The sequence below is a fragment of the Amycolatopsis sp. NPDC059021 genome (assembly GCF_042739895.1).
In the GTDB taxonomy this organism is placed as follows: Bacteria; Actinomycetota; Actinomycetes; order Mycobacteriales; family Pseudonocardiaceae; genus Amycolatopsis.
In genome coordinates this window covers 29,041-52,421 of the sequence record NZ_JBHYIQ010000047.1, presented here as the reverse complement: position 1 = coordinate 52,421, position 23,381 = coordinate 29,041, and the positions used below count along the sequence as shown (strand labels likewise).

The window sequence follows — 23,381 nt, the reverse complement described above, 5'->3', positions numbered from 1 at the left end:
GGCCCTTGTCTTGCCTCAACCGTCGTCGCGGATGTTGATGCGCACCCGGGACGTCTTCGGGCTTTCCGCTCCCGCGCCGGGTGGCACCGCCGGTGCAGAAACGGGGGTAGGGGTGGCTGCCCGTCCCCCGTCGATGTTGATCCGCACCCCGGAGCGCTTCGTGGGGGCTGCGGGCGGGTCGGTCACCGCCCTCGCCTTCGTCCTCTGCGTCAGGACACAGATGTCGGGGTCCCGGAGGGTGGCCATGAAGGAGTTCACGTTCGGCCGCTTGCCGGGTGACTGTGCAGTGAGGTGCTGGATGAGCATCCGCATACCGGGGGTCAGCCGGTCGTCGATCCGCAGTGGCACGTCGCTGATGACGGCGTGCGCCGCGGATGCGAAACGGTCGGGGAAACCCGGCAACGTGCCGGTGACGTACAGGTGGGTCATCAGGCCCAATGCGAAGAGGTCTACCTTGGTGGTCAGATATTCAGGTCGCACGTCAGCGTCGCCCTGCAGGTAACGTAACCATTCAGGTGCGCCGTACGCGGAATCGCCCGCGATGGCGCCGCGGTCCGGCGGCTTCGTCGTGAGGTACGAGTCGTCGAAGTCGATGAGCTTCGCCGTGTGGAACGTCTTCCCGGGCTTCTTCTGGATGAGCACGTTGGCCGGTTTCAGGTCGCCGTGCACCACACCGATGTCGTGCAACTGCCGCAGGCTCAGCGCCAGCGTCCGGAGCAGGACGATCTTCTTCCGTGGATCCAGGGACTGCGGGCTCTCCAACGACGCCACCGAAATGCGTTCGGTCACCTTGTAGTAGGTAGAGCCCTCGTGGAAAAAGTCGACCGCGAGGACGAGGTTGCCGCCGCCGACGGCGTCGGGCTTCAACCGGTCCATGATGGACCGGTGCCGCTGCTCGAACTCCTGGCACTCCGCCATCCGCCGCCGTTGACTCGCCGAGCCGGTCCCACCATCACGGGGACGCTTCGGTTCGAGGAAAGCCTTGAGGAAGTACTCCTTGCCGCCCTGCTCCGCGAACGCCCAGACGCACTTGCCGCCGCCGTCGTTCGTCGGCTTGCTCGTGATCCGGTAACCGCGGATGGTCTCGCCGAGCTTCATGTGTTGTCCTCATCGACCTGCCGCAGCCAGAGCTCGTAGTTCGGCCGGTACTTGTCCCATGTCTCGGCCTGCCAGCGCCGCAAGCCCCCATCCTGGCCGACGGTGCCGACAGGAGGTCCGCTGTAGGAACGGAAAACATAGTCTGCCCGGCGGCTGAAGCCTGCCCGCAGGGTGCGGAAATCCCGGTATCCCGACGCCACCAGGCTGAGTGAGGCGTCGTCGGCGCTGTAGGACACCACTCGGCCCGCCAGCCGCTTCGCCCAGTCGAGGCCGTTATCGGCCTGCTGGAGGGTGTTCAGCAGGTGCCACTCGAACTGCGCCGGGGTGGCGACGTACCCGAAGAACCCATCAGTGGCGCAGACCAGCACGGTCGGCAGGTCCAGGGCGACCTGTCGGGTCTCGATCTCGAAATGCCGGTCGGCGCAGATGACATTGGTCATCGGCGGGTCCTGGAGCAGTTGCTCCAGCGCGTCGGTCTCCACGGTGTGATCCCTGCTGAGGGGGTGCAGGCCGGTGTTATGCGCCAACACGTACGCCCTGGAGTCACCAGCCCACAGCACCTGGCAGTCGACCACCGAGCCACGTGGGCGGTAGAGCACTGCCGCCATCGTCGTCGGCAGTTCCCTGCGCATCGTCCCGACGATCTTGCTGCGCGTCGGGCTCCGCCACTGGGCCAGCGTCGCGTGCAAGTGACGGCGCAACAGCTCCACGTCGTACGGTCCCTGCCCCCGAGCAACGGTGTGGAACCACTTCTGTACCTCCGCGCGAGCCACCCGGGCACCTACCCATGCGCCGCTGCGTCGCTTGCCCTGCGGGGACCGGTACGCCATCGCGGCCCCCGCCCCACCGGCGCCGTCGAAGGCCCCGATCAGTCCCTCACCCGTCGGCACGTGGTGCAGCAGCAACGGCTCGGCGTCCTCGCCGTACCCTGGGAGCTGAGTCTGCACCCCGATGGCCAGGACGCCGTCGCTCTCGTGGCACCAGGCTTGACGATCCTCGCGGGGGGACGGAGCCGGTGTCATCTCGTCATTGAGTCCTGGCATGTGTTCAGGCCCGCGTTCCCCGGACTCGGCTGGTCCGTTTCCCCGGGACACCCCGGCCAGCCCCGTCATCCGCCGTCCGCCCGCTCCGCTCCGCGGTGGCGTGGCCGCCCGGCGGCTCGTCGGCCGGTGGCCCGTCAGGGGACGCCGACCGGATAGATTCCGCCGGAGCCAGCGGCTCCAGCGCAGCTGCGGGTTCGTGCGGGCTGCCTACGGTCACCCCGCTGTCCCCGCTGTCCGCGCCACTGGCCTCGGCCCCGGTGCTGCTGGTCAGGGCACCACGTACTCGGCTGCCGCCGAAGAAGGTGCCGGGGCGAGCGGTGACGCGATCGATCAGCGGGCGTACCGCATCGTCGATCATCCACGGTTCCAGGTCGGCGCCGGTGTGTTTGAGCACCGTGTCGAGCATCGCGCTCAGCTCCGCCCGCTCGGTCGCTTCCGCCTTGGCGATCCACTCCAGTGCGGCGCGAGGCCCCTCCCGTTCGACGATGCCCGCGAGCAGGCCTTCAACGCCCTCGTCCCGCATCATCTGCAGGTGCCGGTGTCGGCGCATCTTCTCCAGCCGGGTCTCTCGCTCCAGGTCGCGGAACGCTCGGCCGCTAGTTGTCACCTCGTCCTCGTCGACGAGCAGCTCCACCCGGACGTTCCGCAGCCGAAGCGCGTTATCACCGGCGAAACCAGTCATCAAAGCGTTAAGCGCGTTCTCGGCGGCGTGAAACTCACGAACGTCGTAGGCACGAGACGTATCCCGGAGCATTCGCCGGATCGGGTCGTACAACGAGCCGCTGACGTCTCGGATGCCACGCGCGACGACCTCAGCTGGGTCACCCACCCAGCAGTTCAGAGAGACCTGGGCGCGGAAGCCGAAGTTGGGGTCACGGCTCAGCAGCGTCACATCGAGCACGAGCCGGTGTTCGCTGACGTCCACCAGGAGCTTGTACCGATATCTGCCATGCCTGGCGTCTGGGACGGGTTCACCGTGACGGATCGTCACCGGTGCCCCCTCGTGGGGCACGAGCACCATCGCCGTGCCGGGGCGCGGCTGCCGCAAGGGCTTCAACCATCGAACGGTAGGGAGTTCCTCGCTACGCAGGACGGGGTCATAGGTCAGTTCCACCTCATACGCCTTCCGTGAGGACAGCCGGTCACGCCATGCGCGTAATCGCGGTCAACAGCCTGGATGCTGCCGTGGACGGGTTGATGCGATCATCGGCCCACTGGCGGAGATGCCACTCGAGCCGTTTGCGGTGGCCGCCAGGGCAACGGGCGACGCCGAGCATGACGTCGCGCAGGTTCGCGTAGGCCGTCCCACGACCGTTGCCGTACCGGTCAAGGCAGTCGCGCAACGCATTCAACGCTTGGGTCTGCGCGGGTTTACGAGCCAGCGCACGAGCCCACAGTTCCACCAACCTCGGCTGCCACCTCGGTGCCTCGTTGAGCAGGACCGGCTCTACGCCATCCGGCCCCGGCTGGCAGGCGACGAAGGAGAAGACCGACAGCGCCTTGGCGACGAACGGGCTGGAGTCCTGTGGCTGCGACCAGTGCAGCAGACCGGTCAGCACGGCATCCGCCTGACCGTGTTCGACGAGCCGCAGGACGCTGTGCCCCACCGGAACCAGGGTTGCCCAGTCAGGACGGTCCAAGCTGGCGCGCAACACCGCCATGGCTCGTGCGGGTGCCTGAATGCCTACCAGCCCACCCGCCACGGTCGCCGCCGTCAAACCCAAGCGCCTGCCGAAGGGCGACGCGGTGTCCGCCGCCCAGGTCTCGAGCACCGTCCACATCGGTTCGGTGAGATCAGGGTGGGTCCCCGCGACGTCCACCGCCGTGGCCGCGGCCTGGCGAACCGCCCTCGTTTGGCTACCCGCCCACGACCGCAGGTAGCGATGCAGGGCATAGCCGTAGTCGCTCCAGGCGATCACTCCCGCCGCAACCGAGGTGCGGGCACGCACGTCGACGTCCGGATGGGTCACCAGGCGCCGCAGCCATTTCTGCAGCACTGGACGGAAACCATCCAGATATGTCCAGGCGTAGCCGAGAACGGCCTGCTGCACCAGCGAGTCGCGGAACCGTACTCGTGGTACCGCAAGCACAGCACCGAACTCGTTCACCTCGGACAGCACCGACACTTCCAGCCACGGATGGTCTGAAGTGAGCCGATCGCGGAACCGGAGATCCGGAGTTGGTTCAGGAACCGCCACCAGCAACCGGTAGAGGTCCATGGCTGCGTCCGCCACCGCGAGGTAGCTCGCGTCCTCCAGCGCAGCAGCGGCCATGGCGAAACAACGGGTGGGAACGTCCTGGTGGGTGTTGAACCACTGGTGTACCTGCCGGGTGGGGTCACACAACGCCTTGACCTCGGCGGCCAGGTCACCTCCCGCCTTGATCACCTCGGCAATCCGAACGGCGACGTGCGGCTGGGGCTGTTCACCGAGCAATCCCAACGCGCCGCAGTCGCGGAGCCTGCCGTCCAGGCTGGCCACGGCATCGGGCTCCGGCTCGTGGCCGAGCACCCTGCGCTGGATGATCCGGGCGGGGTCCACCAGGCCGAGTGACACGAGCAAGCCGCTGGACCTCGTTCCCGCGTCCAGGAGACCGCCACGCGCGGGACCGGAAACCAAGACCAGAAAACTATCCGCTTCCCGCACTCGGGCTGTCATGTCGGTCAGCCAGTGCTCGGTGATGATGTCCGCGGAAATCCCCGCGCCACCAGCGGGTGCGTCATCGAGCAGGATCACGTACCCGCAACCCCGCTCGGGAGGTTCCCACGTCAGGTTCCCGACCGCCGAGTCGTTCGCGACTCGGAAGCAACAACCGTCGTCGTCCCCTGGGGTGTCGGCGAGCACCTCGGCCAGAAGGTTGTAGGCCGTTGCCTCCCTGCCGGTGCCTGGCGGCGCCGCGAGCACGACCAGCCGTTGGCTGCCCAACCGCTCGAGCGCGTCGTTGTACCCGTCGGGCGGGCAGAAGAAATCAACGTACTCAGCCAGGTCCGCGCTATCGACGCGAGACAGCCTTGTGTCGGCCCGACTCGACAGAGCGCCGGGGCCGACGGCGAATCCACCGCTAACGCTCACAGATCCGTTGAACAGGGCCACACTGCCGATCCGTGTGCCGGTGGGGTCACGCTGGAGCCTGGTGGCGACCCGCTCGGCGATGGCGGCGGCTCGAGCGGCCTCCGCGTCATCGACGTCGTCACCGCCCCGCAACGCCTTCAGCGCGTCGTCCTCCGAGACCGGCTTCTCGTCCTCGTCATCGGCTCCGACCCCCTTGGGCAGTGCGTCGGCGTCTCCATCGGGCCGTACGGGCTCGTAGTCAATGTCGCGCTCAGGTACCGCAGTCACCGCTTAACCTCCGATCCGGAATCCGCCCCTGTTGATGACCACCTTCCCGTTGTAGACAGCGGCATTCCTGACCTTCTCGGCGAAAATCCCGCCCTTGGCCAGTGCCGGCCCGTCGTCTACGAGGCGTTCGACGCCCTGCCGAAAGGATTGGTCGGCCCGCAGCGAGACGACGAGGGTCTCGCATAGCTGGCGCACGGCGTCGAGGTCCCCTGGGCTGGACAGCACCCGGGTGAGGGTTGCCGTCGCACGGTCATCGCCGTCAAACTCGTTGCGCAGAAAGCGGACGAGGTCCCCACCTGGTACTCCGGCGCGTTCAACAGAGCCATCTCTCGCCGTGGCGACAACCAATTGTGCCGCAGAACGTGCCAGCGTCTCCGCCGCCTTGTCGTATGAGGTGGAGCCGAGATTTGTCAAGGGTTCCTCAATCGTCGCAGTGGGTTGGTCGGACATGTCCCAGCGGAGGGCCGGGTCACCGTCGATGACACGCTGGTTAAGCTTGGTGAGAGCTGGGCCCGGCTCGTCCCCTAGTTCCTTGAGCTCCTTGCGCAGTTCCCGGAACACCTGGAGCGCATCGGGGATACGGCCGACCAAGCAGTAGGCGTTCATCAACAACTCGGCGACGTCCTCGTCACACGGATCGAGCTTGATGAGCGTTTCGAGCCTGGTCAGGGCCTGGTTGGGCTCGCCGAGCCGGAGCTCGAGCCTGGCGCACTGTGTGAGCGCACGTCGGTATTCCTGTTGCAGACCGACGCGGACGCCTGCAATCCAGCCACCCTCCAGCCGGTGTAACGGTTCCGGTTCTGCCGTGTGGATCGATGTCTCGGTCCACTCGTTGAGACCCGCGCGGATGTGGTGGAGCGCTTTGACTGGTGCCCGTTCGGCGAGTCGTGCCGCCTGGGAGCAGCTTTCGCGGAACCTCCAGAGATCCACCCGCTCACGGGCCACCCGCATGCGGTACCCGCCTTCCCCTGGTGGCAGCAGGTGCCCCTCCCCGGGCTCGGCCGTTTCAAGACGGGCGCGGACTTCGGTTGCGATGTTTCGCAACCGAGCTTGGGCGGTCGCTGGCGGGTTGTGCTCCCAAAGCCGGTCGATCAGCGTGTCCTTCGGCACAGGACGACCGTCGGCGAGCAGCAAGACGGCCAGGAACAGCATACGTTTGGGTTCACCGATGCGGACGAGCCTCCCATCCACATGAGCGGTCACTACGCCGAGCAGCCGGAAATGCACTGGCACCTCCTCACACTCCCGACGGCCGTGTCCGCACTGGTAGTTCCAGTGCGATTCGGGTGCGGGTACGGAACGCTTTTCCGTACCCTTGCCCCGCAAGCTCGTTCTCGTCGGGCAGCAACGGGCCGCCCTCGAGAGTGAGGAAAAGAAAATGAGCGAGTTCGGGAAGACCAGGATTGCCGGCGGCCACGGGTGGCGGATCAGCAGTCGGTGTCAGGGCGGCGGCTGCGTCGAGGTCGACATCACCTCTGACGTCGTGTTGGTCCGCGACTCGAAGGAGGTGAACAGTCCGGTCCTGAGCTTCACCCAGGAAGAGTGGAACGACTTCCTGGAGGGCGTGCAGAACGGGGAGTTCGACCTGACCTGACGAGCCCTGCGCCCGTCGGAGGGGCCGAGGCCGGAGAGTCTCGGCCCCTCCCGAGACATCGGAGCCGCGTTTTGTCAGTCGTTGTCCACGGTCTTCCGCAGCTCTGCGGAAAGTGCCGTGACAAACGCGCGGAACTCGCTCCCGAAGATGGCCGAACCACATAACATTGACCATTTCTGTTGGTAGATCGCTACATCGTCGAGATCGTTGACTATGAGGTTCGCGTGCAATGTCTCAACTTCCACGAGGTCGTCCAGATCGCCGTCGTTCTCGGCGTAGACGATGAACGCGTGCGGCGCTGGAGCCATTGCCTGCTGCCCATGCGGGACGACCCCAATCAACACATTGTCGAGCGTGCTCACGGCGACGAGCCGGTCAAGTTGGGCGAGCATGGAGCTGACCGCAACCGGTCGCCAGCGCAGCGCGGGCTCGGTGATCAAGAACTCGAACCGCCGATCCTCCTTGTACAACAGGACCTGCCGGTCCATCCGTGCGGCGACGGCCGGCGCCACCGGATGATCGGGGGTCGGCTGAGCTAGCGAGTACACGCGGCGTGCGTAGTCGGCGGTCTGCAGCAGGCCGGGAACCACCGATGGCTGGAAGGTCCGGATGAGGCGCGCGCACTGCTCCCGGTCCTGTATCTCCGTCTGCATCTGGGAATCGGGTCCCACAGCGGCGCGAAAGGGGCGCACCTCGGTGAACACGGCATCGGTCATGGCCACCAGCCATTCCCGCCGATCGTCCGATGCTCCCGTGGCACGTGCCCAGCCGTCCACCTCGGGCAGTGACGGGACCGTGCGCCCGGATTCGATCCGAGACACCTTGGACTGACTGATGCCGATCTGCTGAGCGAGTTCGCGACCGGAAAGCCCGGCCAGGTCGCGCAGGTGCCGCAATTCGGTCGCAAGCCGCAGCCGCTTCGCCTGTGCCCGGTCACCCTCATCCGCAGCCCTGGTCATGGTTCCGACATCTCCTTGCGCCAGCCAACGTGCTCCCCTCACATGATCCACTCTGATTCGATTGATGCAGACTGTGTCACGCGTGAGTCGCGCTGTCAACTCTCGCGACCCGTCAAGAGCGCAGGGTTTTCCTAGAAGCTATCGAACACATGTTGACGTGCACCATCATGATGATTCATAGTGATTCACTATGAATCATCATGATGCTTCTCCTGCTCGAGGGCGATGTCCGTGCCGGGATCGCTTGGCTGGACGCGCAGGATCGAACGACCCTTGCCGTGATGATGAGTTGCCGACGATCGGAGACGAACAGCCAGGCTGGGAGACGCACGTGGTCGACGTGTTCTTGTCAGGAATCCGCGATCTGATCTCAGGGAGGTCGCTGTGGATGATCACAAGTTATGGCTCAGTGTTCACTTTGGTGGCGCGGTCCGCATCGGAAGCCGTACGGGCCCTCGTGCTCGCGGTAGCACTGTTCGCACTGCTGCTCACTGCGAGGACCGTGCGTCAACGCCGTCATGGCCGCAGCCGCCGATACAGAAAGGGACCTCGCCCGGAGAACGGCCGGTAAGCCCCTGAGTCACGCCCCGCCTGCGGCGCGCTCACCAGTTCTGGCCCGCTACTCCTCAGATGACCCTGGTGACCGGATCGACAGAGAAGCGGCGATCACTATGCTGAAGGCCCCAGCATCGCGCGGCCACCTGCCAGCCGCTTCCCTAACCTCACAGATCAGTACATCTAGTCGGTGGGGGTGATGGCGCGCAGGCGGCGGGGACCGGTATCGGGGCGAGTCGGGGGCGGGCCGAGGACCAGGCGGGCGTTGGCGACGAAGGCGCCGGCGGGCGAGGCCAGGATCGGGTCGAGGGCGAGCGAGCGGACTTCGGGGTTGTCCTCGGCGAGGGCGGCGACGCGGAGCACCATGTCCTGCAGCGCGGGCAGGTCGGCCGGTTCGTCGCCGCGGTAGCCGGTGAGCAGCGGGGCGGTGCGCGGCTCCCGTAGCAGGGTGGCGGCGTCGACGTCGGTGACCGGGATCGCCCGGTAGGCGCGATCGCCCAGCAGCGTGCTGACCAGGCCGGACAGCCCGAACGACACGAGCGTGCCGAACGACGGGTCGTCCTGCAGGCCGATCACGCAGGAGATCCCCTTGGCCGCCATGCGCTGGACGTAGACCTCGTCGTCCCCGGACACCTCGCACAGGCCCTCGTACGCGGTGCGCACCGAGTCCTCCGAAGTCAGGTCCAGCCGCACCCCGGCGAGATCCGGACGTCCGCGCAGCCGCTCGTCGACCGCCTTCAACGTCACCGGATAGCCCAGTTCGGCGGCCGCGGCCACCGCTTCGTCCACTGTGGACACGACGCGGAACGGGACGACCTCGATGCCGTAGCAGCCCAGCAGCCGGACGACGTCGGTGTCCGAAAGCAGCGTCGTCTTCCCGTCCTCGGCGTCCAGCAGTTCCCGCACGATCGTCTGCGCCTGCTCGACGTGCAGCCCGCCCGGCCGCACGAGTGTCCCTTGTGGACGCTGACGCCACGCCGCGTACCGGATCACCCGCGCCAGCGCGTTCACCGCGCGTTCCGGGCTCGGGTAGCTCGGCACCGAACCACGCGTCGGCGTCCCGTCGTCCGACAAGACCGCCAGTTCTGCGGGAACGCCTTCGGCGGCGAGGAAGGTCGACACTATGGGCTTGTCCCGTGCCATTTCCACGACGGCTTCGCGCAACGCCCTCGCGTACGCTGTGCCCGGAATCGCCAGCGGCGGCACGAAAACCACGACGAGCGCGTCGGTATCCGGGGAGTTCAGGGCTTCGCGCACGGCCGCGGCGAACTCCTCCGGACCCGCCTGCGGGCCGACGTCGACGGGGTCGAACGCCAGCTTCAGTCCCTGCGAACGCGCGGTGTCGGCGGCGAGCAGGCCGATGGCGCTGGAGTTGCCGACGATGCCGACCCGCGGCCCCGCGGGCAGCGGCTGGTGGGCGAACACCAGCGCGGTGTCGAACAGCTGCGCCAGCGACTCGACCCGCACGACCCCGGCCTGCTCGAACAGCGCCTGCACGCTGGCTTCGTCGACCTCGGCCGAGGTCGCGGCCAGCTGCGGGCGCACCGCGTGCCGCCCGGACTTGACCGCGACGATCGGTTTCGTGCGCGCGAGCCGACGGGCGAGCCGGGCGAACTTGCGCGGGTTGCCGAACGACTCCAGATACAGGAGCACGAGATCGGTGTCGGGGTCGGTTTCCCAGTACTGCAACAGGTCGTTGCCGGAGACGTCGGCGCGGTTGCCGGCGGAGACGAAGGTCGACAGGCCGAGCCCGCGCGCCTCGGCGTCGGCCAGGATCGCGGTGCCCAGCGCGCCGGACTGGCAGAAGAACCCGGTGCGCCCGCGCGCGGGCAGCCGGGGCGCGAGGGTGGCGTTGAGCCGCACCGACGCCGCGGTGTTGAGCACGCCCAGCGCGTTCGGGCCGACCACGCGCATACCGTGCGCCCGCGCCTCACCGACCAGCCGCAGCTCGGCGTGCAGCCCGAGCGGCCCGGCCTCGGCGAACCCGCCCGACACGATGAGCAAGGTCTTGACGCCCTTGGCCAGCGCACCATCCAAAACGGACTCGACGGCTTCGGCGGGCACCGCGACGATGGCCAGGTCGACCGAATCCGGGATGTCGAGCACCGAGGAGTAGGCCCGCACCCCGCGGACCGACCGGTGCTCGGGGTTGACCGGATAGACCGTGCCGGTGAAGTCGGCGGCCAGCATGTTGGCGAACGCGACGTGCCCGACCTTGGTGGGGTCGGCGGAGGCGCCGATGACCGCGACCGACCGGGGATGCAGCAGGTTGTGCACACTGCGAGCCTCGGCGGCCTGCTCGCGCGAGCGCGCGACGGCGAGGGACTCCTCCGTCGGGTCGATGTCGAACTCCAGATGCAGCACGCCCTCCTCGATGGCGCGGCTCACCTGGTACCCGGCGTCGCGGAAGACCCGGACCATCGCGGCGTTCTCGGCCAGCACCTCGGCGGTGAACCGGCGCAGCCCGCGTTCCGAGGCCGCCGCGGCGAGGTGCTCCAGGAGGATCGAGCCCAGCCCGCGCCCCTGGTGCGCGTCGTCGACGACGAAGGCGACCTCCGCCGAGGGACCACCGTCCAGCCGTTCGTAGCGGCCGACGGCGATGATGTCGTCGCCGAGCATCGCCACGAACGCGACCCGGTCGTGATGGTCCACAGTGGAGAACCGGACGAGATCGCGCGGCGGGATGCGCGGATAGGCGCCGAAGTAGCGGAAGTAGCGGGTGCGTTCGGACAGCTTGCCGTGGAAGGCGACCAGCGCGTCGGCGTCGCTGGGCACGATCGGTCGCAAGTGGACGGTGCCGCCGTCGGACAGCACGACGTCGGCTTCCCACTCACGCGGGTAGTCGTACGGGTCGCGTTCCTCGGCCGCCATGCTCAGTCCCTCGGGTCGTCCGGATCGAGGCCGTGCAACGGGAAGACCGCGCGACGCGTGTCCCGGATGGCGATGTCGACCGGATCGTCGACGTCGTCCCCCCATGGCTTGAACGCGGTCTCCCTGCCGTCGGTCATCGCGGCGGGGATCTCCGTGTCCGGCGCCGCGCGGCCGACGTCGGACACCCACTCCGGCGGGAGTTTCGTCTCCGGCGCCACGTCGCGGTCGAGCACGGTGGCGATGAGGTGGGTCCACGAGCGCGGTACCACCCGCACCAGCTGGTAGCCGCCCCCGCCGACGGCGAGCCAGCGCCCGCCCGCGTAGGTGTCCGCCAGCTCCCGCAGTGTCGTGTAGATCGTGCGGTGGCCGTCGACCGACAGCGAGAGATCGGCCAGCGGATCCTCCTCGTGCGAGTCGACCCCGCACTGCGTGACGAGGATCTGCGGCTCGAACTCGGCGAGCAGCGACGGGACGACGGCGTGGAAGGCACGCAGCCAGCTCGCGTCGCGGGTGCGCGGCGGCAGTGGGATGTTGACCGCCGTGCCCTCGGCGCCGCTCTTACCTGTCTCGGCGGAGTAGCCGGTGCCCGGCCACAGCGTGAAGGGATGCTGGTGCAGGGAAACCGTCAGCACGCGCGGGTCGTCGTAGAACGCGGCCTGCACGCCGTCGCCGTGGTGGACGTCGGTGTCGATGTAGGCGATGCGGTCGAAGCCGTGGTCGAGCAGCCACGAGATCGCGATGGAACAGTCGTTGTAGACGCAGAAGCCGGACGCGCGGTCGGCCATCGCGTGGTGCAGCCCGCCCGCGATGTTCACCGCGCGGGTGGCCTCGCCTTCGGCGATCTTGCGGGCGGCCAGCAGCGTCGAGCCGACGACGAGCGCCGAGGCGTCGTGCATGTCGCTGAACACCGGATTGTCGTCCGTGCCCAGCCCGTGCCCGACGTCCCAGCCGACCAGCGGCGCCTGCCGGACCGCTTCGAGGTACTCCGGGACGTGCACCCGCAGCAGTTCCTCGTCCCCCGCCGCGTCCGGGACGAGCAGTTCGACGCCGTCGAGCACGCCGAGTTCGGTGGCCAGGCGGATGGTGAGCAGGAGCCGGACGGGGTTGAACGGGTGCTGCCCGCCGAGGTCGTACCCCAGCAGTGCGGAATCCCAGACGACGGCGGGCGAGCGCATGTCCGCACTGTAATGCCCCGCCTCCCGCGAGGCAGGTCTCAGCCGACGTCGGCGATGCAGACGACCTTGTTCCGGCCGCTGCTCTTGGCGCTGTAGAGGGCCTTGTCTGCCGCTTGGAGCAGCCGGTCGAGCGCGGCACCCGCGGCGGGATAGGTGGCGACGCCGATCGAGGCCGACAGCCCGTCGATGACCTTGGCGCGGCTGCCGTCCGTGATTTCGACGCTGAGCCCGGCGACGGCCTCGCGGACGCGTTCGGCCACTGTGCGGACGTCGGTCTCGCGGATGTCGGGCAGCAGCACCACGAACTCCTCGCCGCCGAACCGGCCGACCGAGTCGTAGTCGCGCACCGCGCCCTTGATCGTGCCCGCCACGGCGCGGAGCACGGCGTCCCCGCCGAGGTGCCCGTACTGGTCGTTGATCCGCTTGAAGCGGTCGAGGTCGACCATGAGCACCCCGAAGCTGGCCTGCGGCAGGCGTTGCGCGCGGTGCAGTTCGCGGGTGGCGAGGCTGTGCCAGCCGGTGGTGTTGAACAGCCCGGTCTTCTCGTCGGTGGTCGCCGCGATCTCCAGTTGCTTGACGAGCACGGCCCGGTGCAGCACCAGCAGCGGCGGCACGATCATCAGCGCGAGCGCGGGCAGCGTCGCGAGCGTGAGCGCGGTCAGCACGCCGAGACACAGCGTGGCGACTTCGAGCAGGTTGTCGCCGAGCCCGCCGAACAACGTGCGGAACGAACGCTTCTTGACGGTGAGGCCGGGGACGGTGATCAGCGCGCCGACGACGAAGTAGGTGGCCGTCACGATCGCGATCACGATGACGCCGGCCCAGCCCGCGTCGAGCGCGGCGTACATGCTCGGCACGCCGCTGCGGGCAAGGACGGCCGCCGCGACGTGACAGGTGACGACGACGAGCGCGGCGTTGAAGACGACGCGGAACAGCGGGGCCCGGCGGATGCGGTAGAGGCTCCGCGTGCCGAGATGCAGGTACAGGATCGCGACCAGTGCGGTGACCAGAGCGGGCGGCAGGAGCAGGACGCCGGCGAACGTCCACACCGACGTCATGTTGATGTGCGGGGTGTCCGAGACGAGGCGGCGGACGCGTTCGATCTGACGGCCCAGCTCGGCCTGCAGGATCGCCAGCCCGGCGAGCCCGGCGAGGATCACGACGTCCCGCACGCGGGTCGCCCGGCCCGCAGTGGCGACCGTCGCGGCGACGGCGACGAGTTCGATCAGCAGGCAGTAGGCGATCAGCCCTGGGCGCTGCGCCCAGAGCTTCCACCGGCGAGGTGACAGAACGTCACCGATGCGGGCCGCGGCGCTGTGCGCCGTCTCCGCCCCATCCATACTCACGGTGGTGCACCCTCCTGGGTGATCTACGAACCGTGTCCACCCAATCACGACCAACGGCCTCGATCGATGGACGTTACTCGATTGGAGCAGTGAAGGGAGGCGGTCGGCATGCGCAATCGCGAGACCTGAGCCCGCCCCATTTCCCCGTATCCGCTGGGTACCCGCGCTGTCACCGGGAGCAGAGGAGGTGACTGTGATGCGCAACCGCGAAACCTGAGCCGTCCCACGACCTGGAATCCGCTTACCCGTACGAAAGGACGCCGCCATGCGCAACCGCGAGACCTGAGTCCCCGCATCCCATCCGATTCCACCGTTGGCACAAGGGAGGGAAACCGCCGTGCGAAACCGTGAAACCTGAGCCGCCGCGGCACCCCGGGACCACATTTCCCGCGCGCGAAAAGCGCGAAAGGACAGAAAGGACGCTGTCATGCGTAACCGCGAAACCTGAGCCGTCCCGATCCCACCGGGTATCGCAGGGCGGGCCCGGCCCACCGAACACACGGTGCGGCCGGGTCACGCCCGCGATCCCGGGGGCCCGTTTTCCGGGCGGTCGCCAGCCGATCCGTGACTCAGCGTGAGGTTGACGGCGCGGTGTTGTCTTCCCCTGTTCCCCCTCTTCCGGTCGTGTCCGGCGATCAGCCGGGAAGGTCGCCGGTGGCCGCCGGGCGTTCGGGGTCGCGGGACCAGTGCGACCACGAGCCCGCGTACAGCGCCGCGGGCTCGGGATGTCCCGCGACCTCCAGAGCCAGCACGACCGACGACGCCGTCACCCCCGAACCGCAGTAGGCACCGACCGGGCCGCCGGGGCGGACGCCGAGCCCGGCGAAGCGCGCGGCCAGCTCGGCGGGCGGCAGCCAGCGGCCGTCGGCGCCCACGTGCCCGGAGAACGGGGCGTTCACGGCGCCGGGGATGTGCCCGGCCCGCGGGTCGATCGGCTCGGTCTCCCCGGCGTAGCGCTCGCGGGCGCGCGCGTCGAAGAGGACGCCGTCGCGGGCGAGCCGCGCGGCCTCGTCGGCGCCGAGCACCGGCATGCCGCCGGGCCGGACCTCGATGTCGCCTTCGGCCGGCCGCGGGGTCTCCGTGCTCACCGGACGATCTTCGGCCAGCCAGGCCGCGTAACCGCCGTCGAGCACCGCGACCTCGGTGTGGCCCGCCCAGCGCAGCAGCCACCAGGCCCGCGCGGCGACCGAGCCGTCGGCGTCGTCGTACACCACGACCGGGTGATTCGCCCGCACCCCGGCCGCGCGCAGGCCCCGCTGGAGCTCGTCCGGCTCGGGCAGCGGATGACGGCCGCCTTCCCCCGGTTCACCGGCGAGCGTGGTGTCGAGGTCGACGAAGACCGCGCCGGGCACGTGACCCTCACGGTAGGACTCGGCACCGGGTGGCCCGGCCAGCCGCCAGCGCACGTCGAGGACAATGGGAGAGGCTCCGGCGGGCCCCTCGAGCAGAGTGGCGAGATCCGTGGTGGAGATCAGGGGACGCATCGGCCCATCCTCCCGTCACGACGCCCGTCCCCGCAGCTCGGGCGGACTATCCGGCCCGCACGGGTTGTTATCCCCAGGCCTGCCGTTGTTGTCGGGCCCAACGACTACGATATGCAACTGCGGACGAAGGGGACCAGCGTGAACGAACTCATCGACACCACAGAGATGTACTTGCGTACGATCTACGAGCTCGAAGAAGAGGGTGTGGTCCCGCTGCGCGCCCGCATCGCCGAGCGGCTGCAGCAGAGCGGCCCGACCGTGAGCCAGACCGTCGCCCGGATGGAGCGTGACGGGCTGGTCGTCGTCGCCGACGACCGCCACCTGCAGCTCACCGACCACGGCCGCGAGCTCGCCATCGCCGTGATGCGCAAGCACCGGCTCGCCGAGCGCCTCCTCGTCGACGTCATCGGCCTCGAGTGGGAGCACGTGCACAACGAGGCCTGCCGCTGGGAGCACGTGATGAGCGAGGCGGTGGAGCGCAAGCTGGTCAAGCTGCTCGACCACCCGACCACCTCGCCCTACGGCAACCCCATCCCCGGGCTGGACAAGCTCGGCGGCGGTGAGCCCGCGCCCCCCGCCGAGGCCGATCTGGTGCGGCTGGACGAGTTCGCGCGCACCGGGGGCGGCGAGGTCGAGATCAAGCGCATCGCCGAGCACGTCCAGCTGGACGAGTCGCTGATGACCGAGCTCAAGTCCGTCGGGATCGTGCCCGGCCGCAAGGTCAAGGTCGGCAAGGCCAACGGCGGCGGCACCGTCGAGGTCACCGGCGGGGACACCACCGCGCAGGTGTCGAGCTCGGCGTTGCACGCGGTGCTGGCGCAGGCCAGGTGAGCCCGGCGGAGCAGGCCGCGGCGGCGTTCCACGCCGTCCACGGCACGGCCCCGGCCGGGGTGTGGTCGGCACCGGGCAGGGTGAACCTGATCGGGGAACACACCGACTACAACGACGGTTTCGTCCTGCCCTTCGCGCTGCCCCACCGGCTCGCCGCGGCGGCCTCGTCCCGTGAGGACGGCATCCTCACCGTGTCCACGCTCGGTGACGACGGCCAGCTCCAGCACTCCGGCCCGCTCGAAATAGCCTCGCTCGTCCCCGGCGCGGTCGAAGGGTGGGCCGCGTACCCCGCCGGTGTGGCGTGGGTGCTGCGCGATCAGGGCTTCGGCCGAGGCGCGGACGTGGTGATCGCCGGTGACGTCCCGTCGGGGGCCGGGCTGTCCTCCTCCCACGCACTCGAATGCGCGGTGTCGCTGGCTTTGCTGGGGCTCGCCGGCATCGAGCTCGACGCGCCCGCCACGGGCGTGCCCGGCCGTTACGAGGTGGCCCGCTGGGTGCAGCGGGCCGAGAACGACTTCGTCGGCGCGCCGACCGGTCTGCTCGACCAGACCGCGTCGCTCTGCTGCACCGACTCGCATGTGCTCTTCCTCGACGTCCGCTCCGGCGAGATGGAACAGGTGCCGTTCGGGCTGGCCGAGGCCGGCGTGCGGGTGCTGATCATGGACACCAGGACGAAGCATTCGCACGCGGACGGCGGCTACGGGGAACGCCGCCGCGGCACCGAGCGGGCCGCGGAACTGCTCGGGGTCAAGGCATTGCGGGACGTCACCCTCGACGGCCTGGCCGACGCGCTCGCCGCGCTTCCGGCCGAGCTGGCCCCGCTCGTGCGGCACGTCGTGACCGAGAACCAGCGGGTGCTCGACGTCGTGGCGCTGCTGCGCGCGGGCAGGCTCGCCGAGATCGGACCATACCTGGACGCCTCGCACGTGAGCATGCGCGACGACTACCGGATCTCCACGCCCGAGCTGGACCTCGCCGTCGAGTCCGCCCGCGCCGCGGGCGCGCTCGGCGCCCGGATGACCGGCGGCGGTTTCGGGGGTTCGGCCATCGCGCTGGTGCGCGAGCCGGATCTGGACCGGATCGGCGCCGCGGTCGAAGCCGCCTTCGCCGAGGCGGGCGGGCGCCGGCCGCGGTTGTTCACCGCCGTTCCTTCCCGGGGCGCGGGCCGCGACACTGTCTAACGCGGCGGCGACGGCCAGGAGACAACCCCCAGCGGTTCCGGGGCGTCGCCATGAGGAGAGACTGTGCCCCGCAGTCACCACCGAACTCCGCACCAGAAGGGCCACCAAGTGACCGAGGACCAGAGCAGCCTGAAACTGATCGTGACGGGCGGCGCCGGATACGTGGGCAGTGTGTGTGCCGCCCGGCTGATCGAGGCCGGTCACGAGGTCACCGTGGTCGACGATCTGTCCACCGGGCACAAGGACGCCGTGCCCCCGGCCGCCCGGTTCATCGAGGGCGACGCCGCCGAGGTGGCCGCCGAGATCCTCGGCGAGGGCTTCGACGGTGTTCTGCACTTCGCCGCGAAGTCGCTCGTCGGCGAGTCGATGTCGGATCCGGCGAAGTACTGGGAAGGCAACGTCGTCACGTCGCTGCGCCTGCTGGAGGCGATGCACGCGCACGGCACCCCGCGGCTGGTGTTCTCCTCCACCGCCGCCGCCTACGGCGAGCCGGAGGTCTCCCCCATCCCGGAGACCGCGCCGACGCGGCCGACCAACACCTACGGCGCGACCAAGCTCGCCATCGACGCCGCGATCACCAGCTTCGCGCGAGCACACGGACTCGCCGCGGTGAGCCTGCGGTACTTCAACGTCGCCGGCGCGTACGGCGCCTACGGCGAGCGGCACACCACCGAAACCCATCTCATTCCCCTCGTTCTCCAGGTGGCCACGGGCGACCGTGCCCACATCCAGATCTACGGCGACGACTACCCGACGCCGGACGGGACCGCGATCCGCGACTACATCCACGTCGTCGACCTCGCCGACGCGCACTCCCTCGCGCTGAAGCACGCGACCGCGGGCGAGCACCGGATCTACAACCTCGGCAGCGGCACCGGTTTCTCCGTGCGCGAGGTGGTCGAGTCCTGCCGTGCGGTGACCGGGCACGCCATCCCGGCCGAACTCGCGCCCCGCCGTGCCGGGGACCCCTCGGTGCTGGTGGCCGCCAGCGACCGCGCCCACGCGGAGCTCGGCTGGAAGCCGGAGCGCACCGACCTGGCCGGGATCGTCGCCGACGCCTGGGAGTTCACCCGCTCCCGCCACGCCGCTCGCTCCTGACGGGGTCACCCGGCGGTTCGCCGGAGAGACCGAGGTCGGCGACGCCCTCGCACCGCGCGAGACCGGCGAGCGACTCCGGGGTGAAGCCGTGGTCGAGGGCTCCGGCGAGCAGCCGCGACAGCAGATGACCCGGTACGGCCGCGAGCGCGTTCGCCAGCGCCATTCCGGCGAAGGTGCCGTCGGACCGCATGTAGGCCGCATACCCCAGCAGACAGGCCGCTTCGGCCCGATGCGGGGCGGGCAGCTCACGGACCAGCGTGAGCCACAGTGCCTCGGCCTGCCGGGCGATCGGGGTGTCCGCCGGGAGCGCGGTGGCGAGGCAGGCGTCGCGGACGCGTTTGTCGGCGAGCGCGCAGGCCAGCCGGACAGCCTGCTCGTCGGTGGGCGGGCCCGCCCCGCGGCGCTGCCGTTCCAGCGCCGCGCGGATCTCCGCGCCGCCCTCCGCCACCGCGTCCGCCGGATCCCACGGCGGTGCGGGGAGCGCGGCCAGTGCGGCGGCCCGCCGCGCGAGTGCCTCGGGGCACCGGGGTTCGAGCTGCCGTTCCATTTCGGCTCTGCTGGCGAAGGCGACCTGCCCGGATTCCGTAGTGACCGCGGCGGCCACGGTGCCGCGCGGATCCGGCAGGACCCCGCCGCAGACGGTGTCCTGATAACACGCCCATGGCGCGCCGGACACGATCTCCGGGGCCCACAGCGCGTGCAGCATCCGCAGCCCGTGCCCGGCCAGCGCGCGGTCGAGGTGATGGACGAACCCCGCGTGCGGCGGCCTGCCGCCCCGCGGAGGCTTGCCGCCGATCACGGCCGCCGTGACCCCGGTGTGCGGACTGCTCGCGAACCGCTGCGCCAGCGCTTCCGCCTGGTGCGCCCGGTGTTTCCGGGCGGGCAGATCCGCGCGGAGCAGCAGCCCGACGACAGTGCCGGGCGGCCGATGGCCGAGCAGTACCACGGAGTTCTCGGGCCGGAACCCGAACAGGTAGGGGAACGCGGCGAGCAGCTGCGCCGGATCCCGGAGGTCGACCGGATCGGTGCCGGCCGCGGTGGAAGTGGTCATGGGTCCACCTTGCGGCGGGACGGGGCCGTCCGGGGCGACCGCGGCGAATCTGTGGATCACCGGGTCCGGTGTGGACAAGCCTGCCCGGCGGGGGCACGGGCAGGCTTGTCCTGTCGGTGGGTCGCGCTATCCTGCGCGGCCCACCGAGTCATGCGGCCTCAGCCGCAGTGTTCGAACGGGCTCTCGTAGGCGCTGGTCCCGACCGAACCGCCCCAGCGCACGCAGGTCGATCCGGCGGTCTTGGTGACCGGCCCGGCGTAGTAGGTGAAGCTGCCGGAGTCGGTCGTCCGTGCCGAGCCCTGGACTTCGAGGAACGCCGAGACCGGGCTCGCGGTGCCCAGTGACACGGCCTTCAGCGTGGTCACGCAGTTCGCCTTGGTCGAGGCGTTGTACAGCAGGTACGACGTCCCGGCGGTCCCGAGCGGCTGCGAATCCACGACGGAGAACCCGGAGCCGCAGACCTGCTCGGCCGAGTACGGGTTGCCACCGCAGTTGTTCTTGGACGTGAAGTCCTTGTGGCCGTAGTAAGGCACGGCGACGCCGTTGAGCACGGCCTTCTGCGTCACGCCGTTGAGGTTCTCTTCGAAGTGCAAGTGCGGCCCGGTGACCCCGCCGGTCGCGCCCGCCTTGCCGATCTGGGTGCCGCCGTTGACCTTCTGGCCCACCGACACCTCCTGCGCGGACAGGTGCGCGTAGCGGGTCCGCCAGCCGCCGCCGTGGTCGAGCTCGATCCAGCGGCCGTAGCTGGTGCTGCCCTCGTTGGCCACCCTGGTCACCGTGCCCGCGGCCGAGGCGAGCACCGGCATCCCGGTGATGCCCGCCTTCTGGAAGTCGACCGAGTTGGCCGGATTGTGGCCGCTGAACGTCGCGGCGGTGACCGTGACACCGCATTTGAAGGGGACCTGGAAGTTCGGCGCGGCCGACGCCGTCGCCTGGCCGGCGAGTGTCAGGCCGAGCGCGGGCAGGACCGCGGCCGCGGCGAACACAGCGAGCCGTCGCAACCTGGACATGGATACCTCCTGGGGCGGGAAAGCCGGACACCGCACAGCCAAGACCGCCGAAGTACATTTTCCGTACAACCAGCAGAAGGGACGAGCATGACGACACCGCAGCCCGGCCGCCACCCGTCGGTGCCGCCGATGCCGCATTGGGTGCGCTGGGGGCTCGTCGCCGTCTCGATGGCCACGGCGATGCCGCGGGCGGGCACGCTCGGCTGGGTCCTGATCGTGGTCACCCTCGCCCTGTCCCTCCCGGTGCTGTGGTACCCGCTGACCGGCGGCCCGCGCGGGCTGCTCCCGGTGGTGCTGCCCACGATCGTGGCGACCTCGGCCGCCGTGTGGGTGCTGGCGCCGTCCAGCTGGGCCTCCGCCTCGATGTACACGATGACGTTCATGGCGGTGTTCCGGCTGCCACCGGCCTCCGCGATCGCGAGCATCGTGCTCAACCTGGCGGGGATCACGTGGTGGGTGTTCGCGCGGCAGCTCGACATCAGGGACGTCCTGTCGATCTACGCGATCCTGGCCGTGGTCGTGCTGCTCGCCCTCAACCGCCGCAACCGGATGGAGAAGCTGGAGCAGGCCGAACTCGCGCTGGCCCGCGCGCAGACCGCGAACGAGGAGCACGCCAGGTCCGCCGCGCTCGCCGAGCGCGCCCGCATCGCCCGCGAACTGCACGACGTGCTCGCCCATTCCCTCGCCGGTCTCGCGCTGAACCTGCAGGGCGCCCGGCTCATGCTGGTGCGCGACGGCGCGAGCCCGGATGCCGTCGGCCAGATCGAACGCGCCCAGAAGCTCGCCACCGACGGGCTCGCCGAGGCGCGCAAGGCCGTCGCCGCGCTCCGCGAGGACGCGGTTCCGGTGGAGCGCGCGATGTCCGACCTGCTCGCCGCGTACCGCCTGGACACCGGTGCCCGTGCCGACCTCGCCATCGAGGGCGAACCGCGTGAACTGGACGCCGCGGTGGGCGCGACGCTGGTGCGCGCGGTCCAGGAGGCGCTGGCGAACACCCGCAAGCACGCGCCGAAGGCCGACGTCGACGTCACCCTGAACTTCGCCTCCGGGCAGGTCGAACTCACCGTGGCCGACCACCAGGGCAGGCGCCCGCCGGAGGCCCCGGCGGCAGGCTACGGTTTGCGGGGAATGGGAGAACGGGTCGCGTTGCTGGACGGGCGGCTCGACAGCGGGCCGGTGGAGGACGGATGGCGGATACACCTGACGGTGCCGGGGTGAGTCGGGGGGTGGGAAAACCACTGAGCGTCGTGCTCGCCGACGACCAGGCGGTCGTCCGGGAAGGTCTGGTGACCCTGCTCGGCCTGCTGCCCGGTGTCGAGGTGGTCGGTTCGGCCGCCGACGGGCTCGCCGCGCTCGCACTCGTCGCCGAGCACAAGCCGGACGTGCTGCTGGTCGACCTGCGCATGCCGCGCTGCGACGGCGTGGAAGCCACGGAACGGGTCCGCGCGGAGCACCCGGAAACCGAAGTCGTCGTGCTGACCACCTACGCCGACGACGAATCCCTGCTGGCGGCGCTGAAGGCGGGTGCGCGCGGTTTCCTCACCAAGGACGCCGACGCCGAGGCCATCGCCCGCGCGCTGCACGCCGCCGCGGACGGGCAGTCCACTGTGGACGCCGAGCTGCAGCGCCGTCTCGTGGCGGCCGCGACCCGGAGCGCGCCCGTGCGCGTCAAGGAGGTCGAGGGCCTCACCGCGCGCGAGATCGAGGTGCTGCGGCTGATCGCGGCGGGGCTGTCCAACACCGAGATCGCGCGGACGCTGGTGGTCAGCGAAGCCACCGTGAAGACCCACGTGAACCACCTGTTCACGAAGGCGGGCCTGCGCGACCGGGCCCAGGCCGTCGCCTTCGCCTACCGGGCGGGCATCGCGGACTGATCCGCCGAGGCGACCGCCCACCTGCGTGCCACGCGCCGGGTGGCACCCGGAAGGATCTCCCCATGCACACCGCCATCTCTCGCGACGGCACGAAGATCGCCTACGACCGCACCGGGGACGGACCGGCGCTGATCCTGGTCTCCGGCGCGTTCGGCTACCGGACCTTCCCCGGGCTGGTGGAGCTGGCCGGGCTGCTCGCCGGGCGGTTCACGGTCTACAACTACGACCGGCGCGGCCGCGGCGACAGCGGCGACACCGCGCCGTACTCCCCCGAGCGCGAGATCGAAGACCTCCAAGCGGTCGTCGACGCCGCGGGCGGCGAAGCCTACGTCTGGGGTCTGTCGTCCGGCGCGGTCCTCGCGCTGAAGGCCGCTACGCACGGTGTCCCGATCAAGAAGCTCGCGCTGTACGAACCGCCGTTCGTCACCGACGCCTCGGGAAAGCACCCGCCCGCCGACTTCCTCGAGCACTTGCGGACGCTGATCCGCGACGACGAGCGCGCCGAAGCGGTCAAGTACTTCATGACCAAGGGCATGGGCGCGCCGTGGTTCGTCATCCTGATCATGCGGGCGATGCGCGGCGTGTGGCAGCGGCTGGCCGACCTCGCCCACACTCTCCCGTACGACGCCGAACTCCTCGACGGCCACACCGCGGGCGAGCCGTTACGCGCCGGGGAGTGGGCGGGCCTGACGGCGCCGGCACTCGTGCTCGACGGCGCCAAGAGCCCGGCCGCCCTGCGCAAGGCGGCCAAGGACCTCGCCGCCGTCCTGCCCGGCGCGAAGCACCGGAGCCTGGAAGGCCGGAAGCACACCGTGTCGATGGCCGTCCTGGCTCCGGTGCTGATCGACTACTTCGCCGGGTAGCGCGGGTAGC

Annotated in this window: 19 protein-coding genes; 7 read left to right on the top strand and 12 right to left on the bottom strand. The window is 69.9% G+C overall.

The features are described 5' to 3' along the window. Positions 1-15: 15 nt before the first annotated feature. From ACFWX1_RS26100 to ACFWX1_RS26080, 5 genes are all read right to left on the bottom strand, one after another. A complete protein-coding gene (locus ACFWX1_RS26100; RefSeq protein ID WP_378391541.1) occupies positions 16-1,098 on the bottom strand; it encodes a lipopolysaccharide kinase InaA family protein in 1,083 nt (360 codons plus the stop codon). Beyond that, complete coding sequence (locus ACFWX1_RS26095; RefSeq protein ID WP_378391539.1) at positions 1,095-2,141, bottom strand: protein phosphatase 2C domain-containing protein; 1,047 nt, start codon at positions 2,139-2,141, stop codon at positions 1,095-1,097. The genes ACFWX1_RS26100 and ACFWX1_RS26095 overlap by 4 nt, the downstream gene beginning before the upstream one ends. 4 nt (positions 2,142-2,145) lie before the next feature. Beyond that, on the bottom strand, positions 2,146-3,198 hold the full coding sequence (locus ACFWX1_RS26090; RefSeq protein ID WP_378391537.1) for a hypothetical protein: 1,053 nt from the start codon (positions 3,196-3,198) through the stop codon (positions 2,146-2,148). Positions 3,199-3,283: 85 nt separating this feature from the next. Next, the gene (locus ACFWX1_RS26085; RefSeq protein ID WP_378391535.1) at positions 3,284-5,479 is read right to left on the bottom strand and encodes a hypothetical protein; all 2,196 of its coding nucleotides are present in this window, start codon (positions 5,477-5,479) and stop codon (positions 3,284-3,286) included. Positions 5,480-5,482: 3 nt separating this feature from the next. Further along, complete coding sequence (locus ACFWX1_RS26080) at positions 5,483-6,706, bottom strand: BTAD domain-containing putative transcriptional regulator (RefSeq protein WP_378391533.1); 1,224 nt, start codon at positions 6,704-6,706, stop codon at positions 5,483-5,485. A 151-nt stretch (positions 6,707-6,857) separates the two neighbouring features. Here ACFWX1_RS26080 and ACFWX1_RS26075 point away from each other — a divergent pair, with 151 nt between their 5' ends. After that, positions 6,858-7,073: a DUF397 domain-containing protein gene (locus tag ACFWX1_RS26075; protein ID WP_378391531.1), complete on the top strand. Its 216-nt coding sequence runs from the start codon at positions 6,858-6,860 to the stop codon at positions 7,071-7,073. A gap of 74 nt (positions 7,074-7,147) precedes the next feature. On the opposite strand, the gene ACFWX1_RS26070 is transcribed toward ACFWX1_RS26075, so the two are convergent. The 5 genes from ACFWX1_RS26070 to ACFWX1_RS26050 all read right to left on the bottom strand — a co-directional run bounded on the left by ACFWX1_RS26070 (position 7,148) and on the right by ACFWX1_RS26050 (position 15,463). Beyond that, on the bottom strand, positions 7,148-8,032 hold the full coding sequence (locus tag ACFWX1_RS26070) for a helix-turn-helix domain-containing protein (RefSeq protein ID WP_378391529.1): 885 nt from the start codon (positions 8,030-8,032) through the stop codon (positions 7,148-7,150). 738 nt (positions 8,033-8,770) lie between these two features. Then, positions 8,771-11,458 carry a GNAT family N-acetyltransferase gene (locus ACFWX1_RS26065; protein WP_378391527.1) on the bottom strand — a complete coding sequence of 896 codons (2,688 nt, stop codon included), beginning with the start codon at positions 11,456-11,458 and terminating at the stop codon, positions 8,771-8,773. Between the two features lie 2 nt (positions 11,459-11,460). Next, the gene (locus ACFWX1_RS26060; protein WP_378391525.1) at positions 11,461-12,633 is read right to left on the bottom strand and encodes an acetoin utilization protein AcuC; all 1,173 of its coding nucleotides are present in this window, start codon (positions 12,631-12,633) and stop codon (positions 11,461-11,463) included. Positions 12,634-12,671: 38 nt separating this feature from the next. Further along, positions 12,672-13,973 (bottom strand): diguanylate cyclase, encoded by a 1,302-nt coding sequence (locus ACFWX1_RS26055; RefSeq protein WP_378391585.1) that lies wholly within the window; start codon positions 13,971-13,973, stop codon positions 12,672-12,674. Between the two features lie 641 nt (positions 13,974-14,614). Further along, positions 14,615-15,463 (bottom strand): sulfurtransferase, encoded by an 849-nt coding sequence (locus tag ACFWX1_RS26050; RefSeq protein WP_378391523.1) that lies wholly within the window; start codon positions 15,461-15,463, stop codon positions 14,615-14,617. Positions 15,464-15,601: 138 nt separating this feature from the next. On the opposite strand from ACFWX1_RS26050, the gene ACFWX1_RS26045 reads away from it, so the two are divergent. The 3 genes from ACFWX1_RS26045 to galE all read left to right on the top strand — a co-directional run bounded on the left by ACFWX1_RS26045 (position 15,602) and on the right by galE (position 18,573). Continuing rightward, positions 15,602-16,294, top strand: a complete 693-nt coding sequence (locus ACFWX1_RS26045) for a metal-dependent transcriptional regulator (protein ID WP_378326421.1) — start codon at positions 15,602-15,604, stop codon at positions 16,292-16,294. Further along, positions 16,291-17,475, top strand: coding sequence for a galactokinase (gene galK, locus ACFWX1_RS26040; RefSeq protein ID WP_378391521.1), 1,185 nt, complete (start codon positions 16,291-16,293; stop codon positions 17,473-17,475). The genes ACFWX1_RS26045 and galK overlap by 4 nt, the downstream gene beginning before the upstream one ends. A 108-nt stretch (positions 17,476-17,583) precedes the next feature. Further along, positions 17,584-18,573: a UDP-glucose 4-epimerase GalE gene (gene galE, locus ACFWX1_RS26035; protein WP_378391519.1), complete on the top strand. Its 990-nt coding sequence runs from the start codon at positions 17,584-17,586 to the stop codon at positions 18,571-18,573. On the opposite strand, the gene ACFWX1_RS26030 is transcribed toward galE, so the two are convergent. After that, positions 18,542-19,624 (bottom strand): DUF4192 domain-containing protein, encoded by a 1,083-nt coding sequence (locus ACFWX1_RS26030; RefSeq protein WP_378391517.1) that lies wholly within the window; start codon positions 19,622-19,624, stop codon positions 18,542-18,544. The genes galE and ACFWX1_RS26030 overlap by 32 nt on opposite strands. A 158-nt stretch (positions 19,625-19,782) precedes the next feature. Next, on the bottom strand, positions 19,783-20,634 hold the full coding sequence (locus tag ACFWX1_RS26025) for a M23 family metallopeptidase (protein ID WP_378391515.1): 852 nt from the start codon (positions 20,632-20,634) through the stop codon (positions 19,783-19,785). A gap of 87 nt (positions 20,635-20,721) precedes the next feature. Here ACFWX1_RS26025 and ACFWX1_RS26020 point away from each other — a divergent pair, with 87 nt between their 5' ends. From ACFWX1_RS26020 to ACFWX1_RS26010, 3 genes are all read left to right on the top strand, one after another. Beyond that, positions 20,722-21,852, top strand: coding sequence for a sensor histidine kinase (locus tag ACFWX1_RS26020; protein WP_378391513.1), 1,131 nt, complete (start codon positions 20,722-20,724; stop codon positions 21,850-21,852). Then, a complete protein-coding gene (locus tag ACFWX1_RS26015; protein ID WP_378391511.1) occupies positions 21,822-22,508 on the top strand; it encodes a response regulator in 687 nt (228 codons plus the stop codon). Before ACFWX1_RS26020 ends, ACFWX1_RS26015 begins: the two co-directional genes overlap by 31 nt. Before the next feature lie 62 nt (positions 22,509-22,570). After that, on the top strand, positions 22,571-23,371 hold the full coding sequence (locus ACFWX1_RS26010) for an alpha/beta fold hydrolase (protein WP_378391509.1): 801 nt from the start codon (positions 22,571-22,573) through the stop codon (positions 23,369-23,371). Positions 23,372-23,381 lie beyond the last annotated feature (10 nt).

Coding starts and splice junctions, on each gene's coding strand:
- ACFWX1_RS26100 (WP_378391541.1), bottom strand. CDS start 1,098: ATGAAGCTCGGCGAGACCATCCGCGGTTACCGGATCACGAGCAAGCCG.
- ACFWX1_RS26095 (WP_378391539.1), bottom strand. CDS start 2,141: ATGCCAGGACTCAATGACGAGATGACACCGGCTCCGTCCCCCCGCGAG.
- ACFWX1_RS26075 (WP_378391531.1), top strand. CDS start 6,858: ATGAGCGAGTTCGGGAAGACCAGGATTGCCGGCGGCCACGGGTGGCGG.
- ACFWX1_RS26070 (WP_378391529.1), bottom strand. CDS start 8,032: ATGACCAGGGCTGCGGATGAGGGTGACCGGGCACAGGCGAAGCGGCTG.
- ACFWX1_RS26065 (WP_378391527.1), bottom strand. CDS start 11,458: ATGGCGGCCGAGGAACGCGACCCGTACGACTACCCGCGTGAGTGGGAA.
- ACFWX1_RS26060 (WP_378391525.1), bottom strand. CDS start 12,633: ATGCGCTCGCCCGCCGTCGTCTGGGATTCCGCACTGCTGGGGTACGAC.
- ACFWX1_RS26055 (WP_378391585.1), bottom strand. CDS start 13,973: ATGGATGGGGCGGAGACGGCGCACAGCGCCGCGGCCCGCATCGGTGAC.
- ACFWX1_RS26050 (WP_378391523.1), bottom strand. CDS start 15,463: ATGCGTCCCCTGATCTCCACCACGGATCTCGCCACTCTGCTCGAGGGG.
- ACFWX1_RS26030 (WP_378391517.1), bottom strand. CDS start 19,624: ATGACCACTTCCACCGCGGCCGGCACCGATCCGGTCGACCTCCGGGAT.
- ACFWX1_RS26025 (WP_378391515.1), bottom strand. CDS start 20,634: ATGTCCAGGTTGCGACGGCTCGCTGTGTTCGCCGCGGCCGCGGTCCTG.
- ACFWX1_RS26020 (WP_378391513.1), top strand. CDS start 20,722: ATGACGACACCGCAGCCCGGCCGCCACCCGTCGGTGCCGCCGATGCCG.
- ACFWX1_RS26015 (WP_378391511.1), top strand. CDS start 21,822: ATGGCGGATACACCTGACGGTGCCGGGGTGAGTCGGGGGGTGGGAAAA.
- ACFWX1_RS26010 (WP_378391509.1), top strand. CDS start 22,571: ATGCACACCGCCATCTCTCGCGACGGCACGAAGATCGCCTACGACCGC.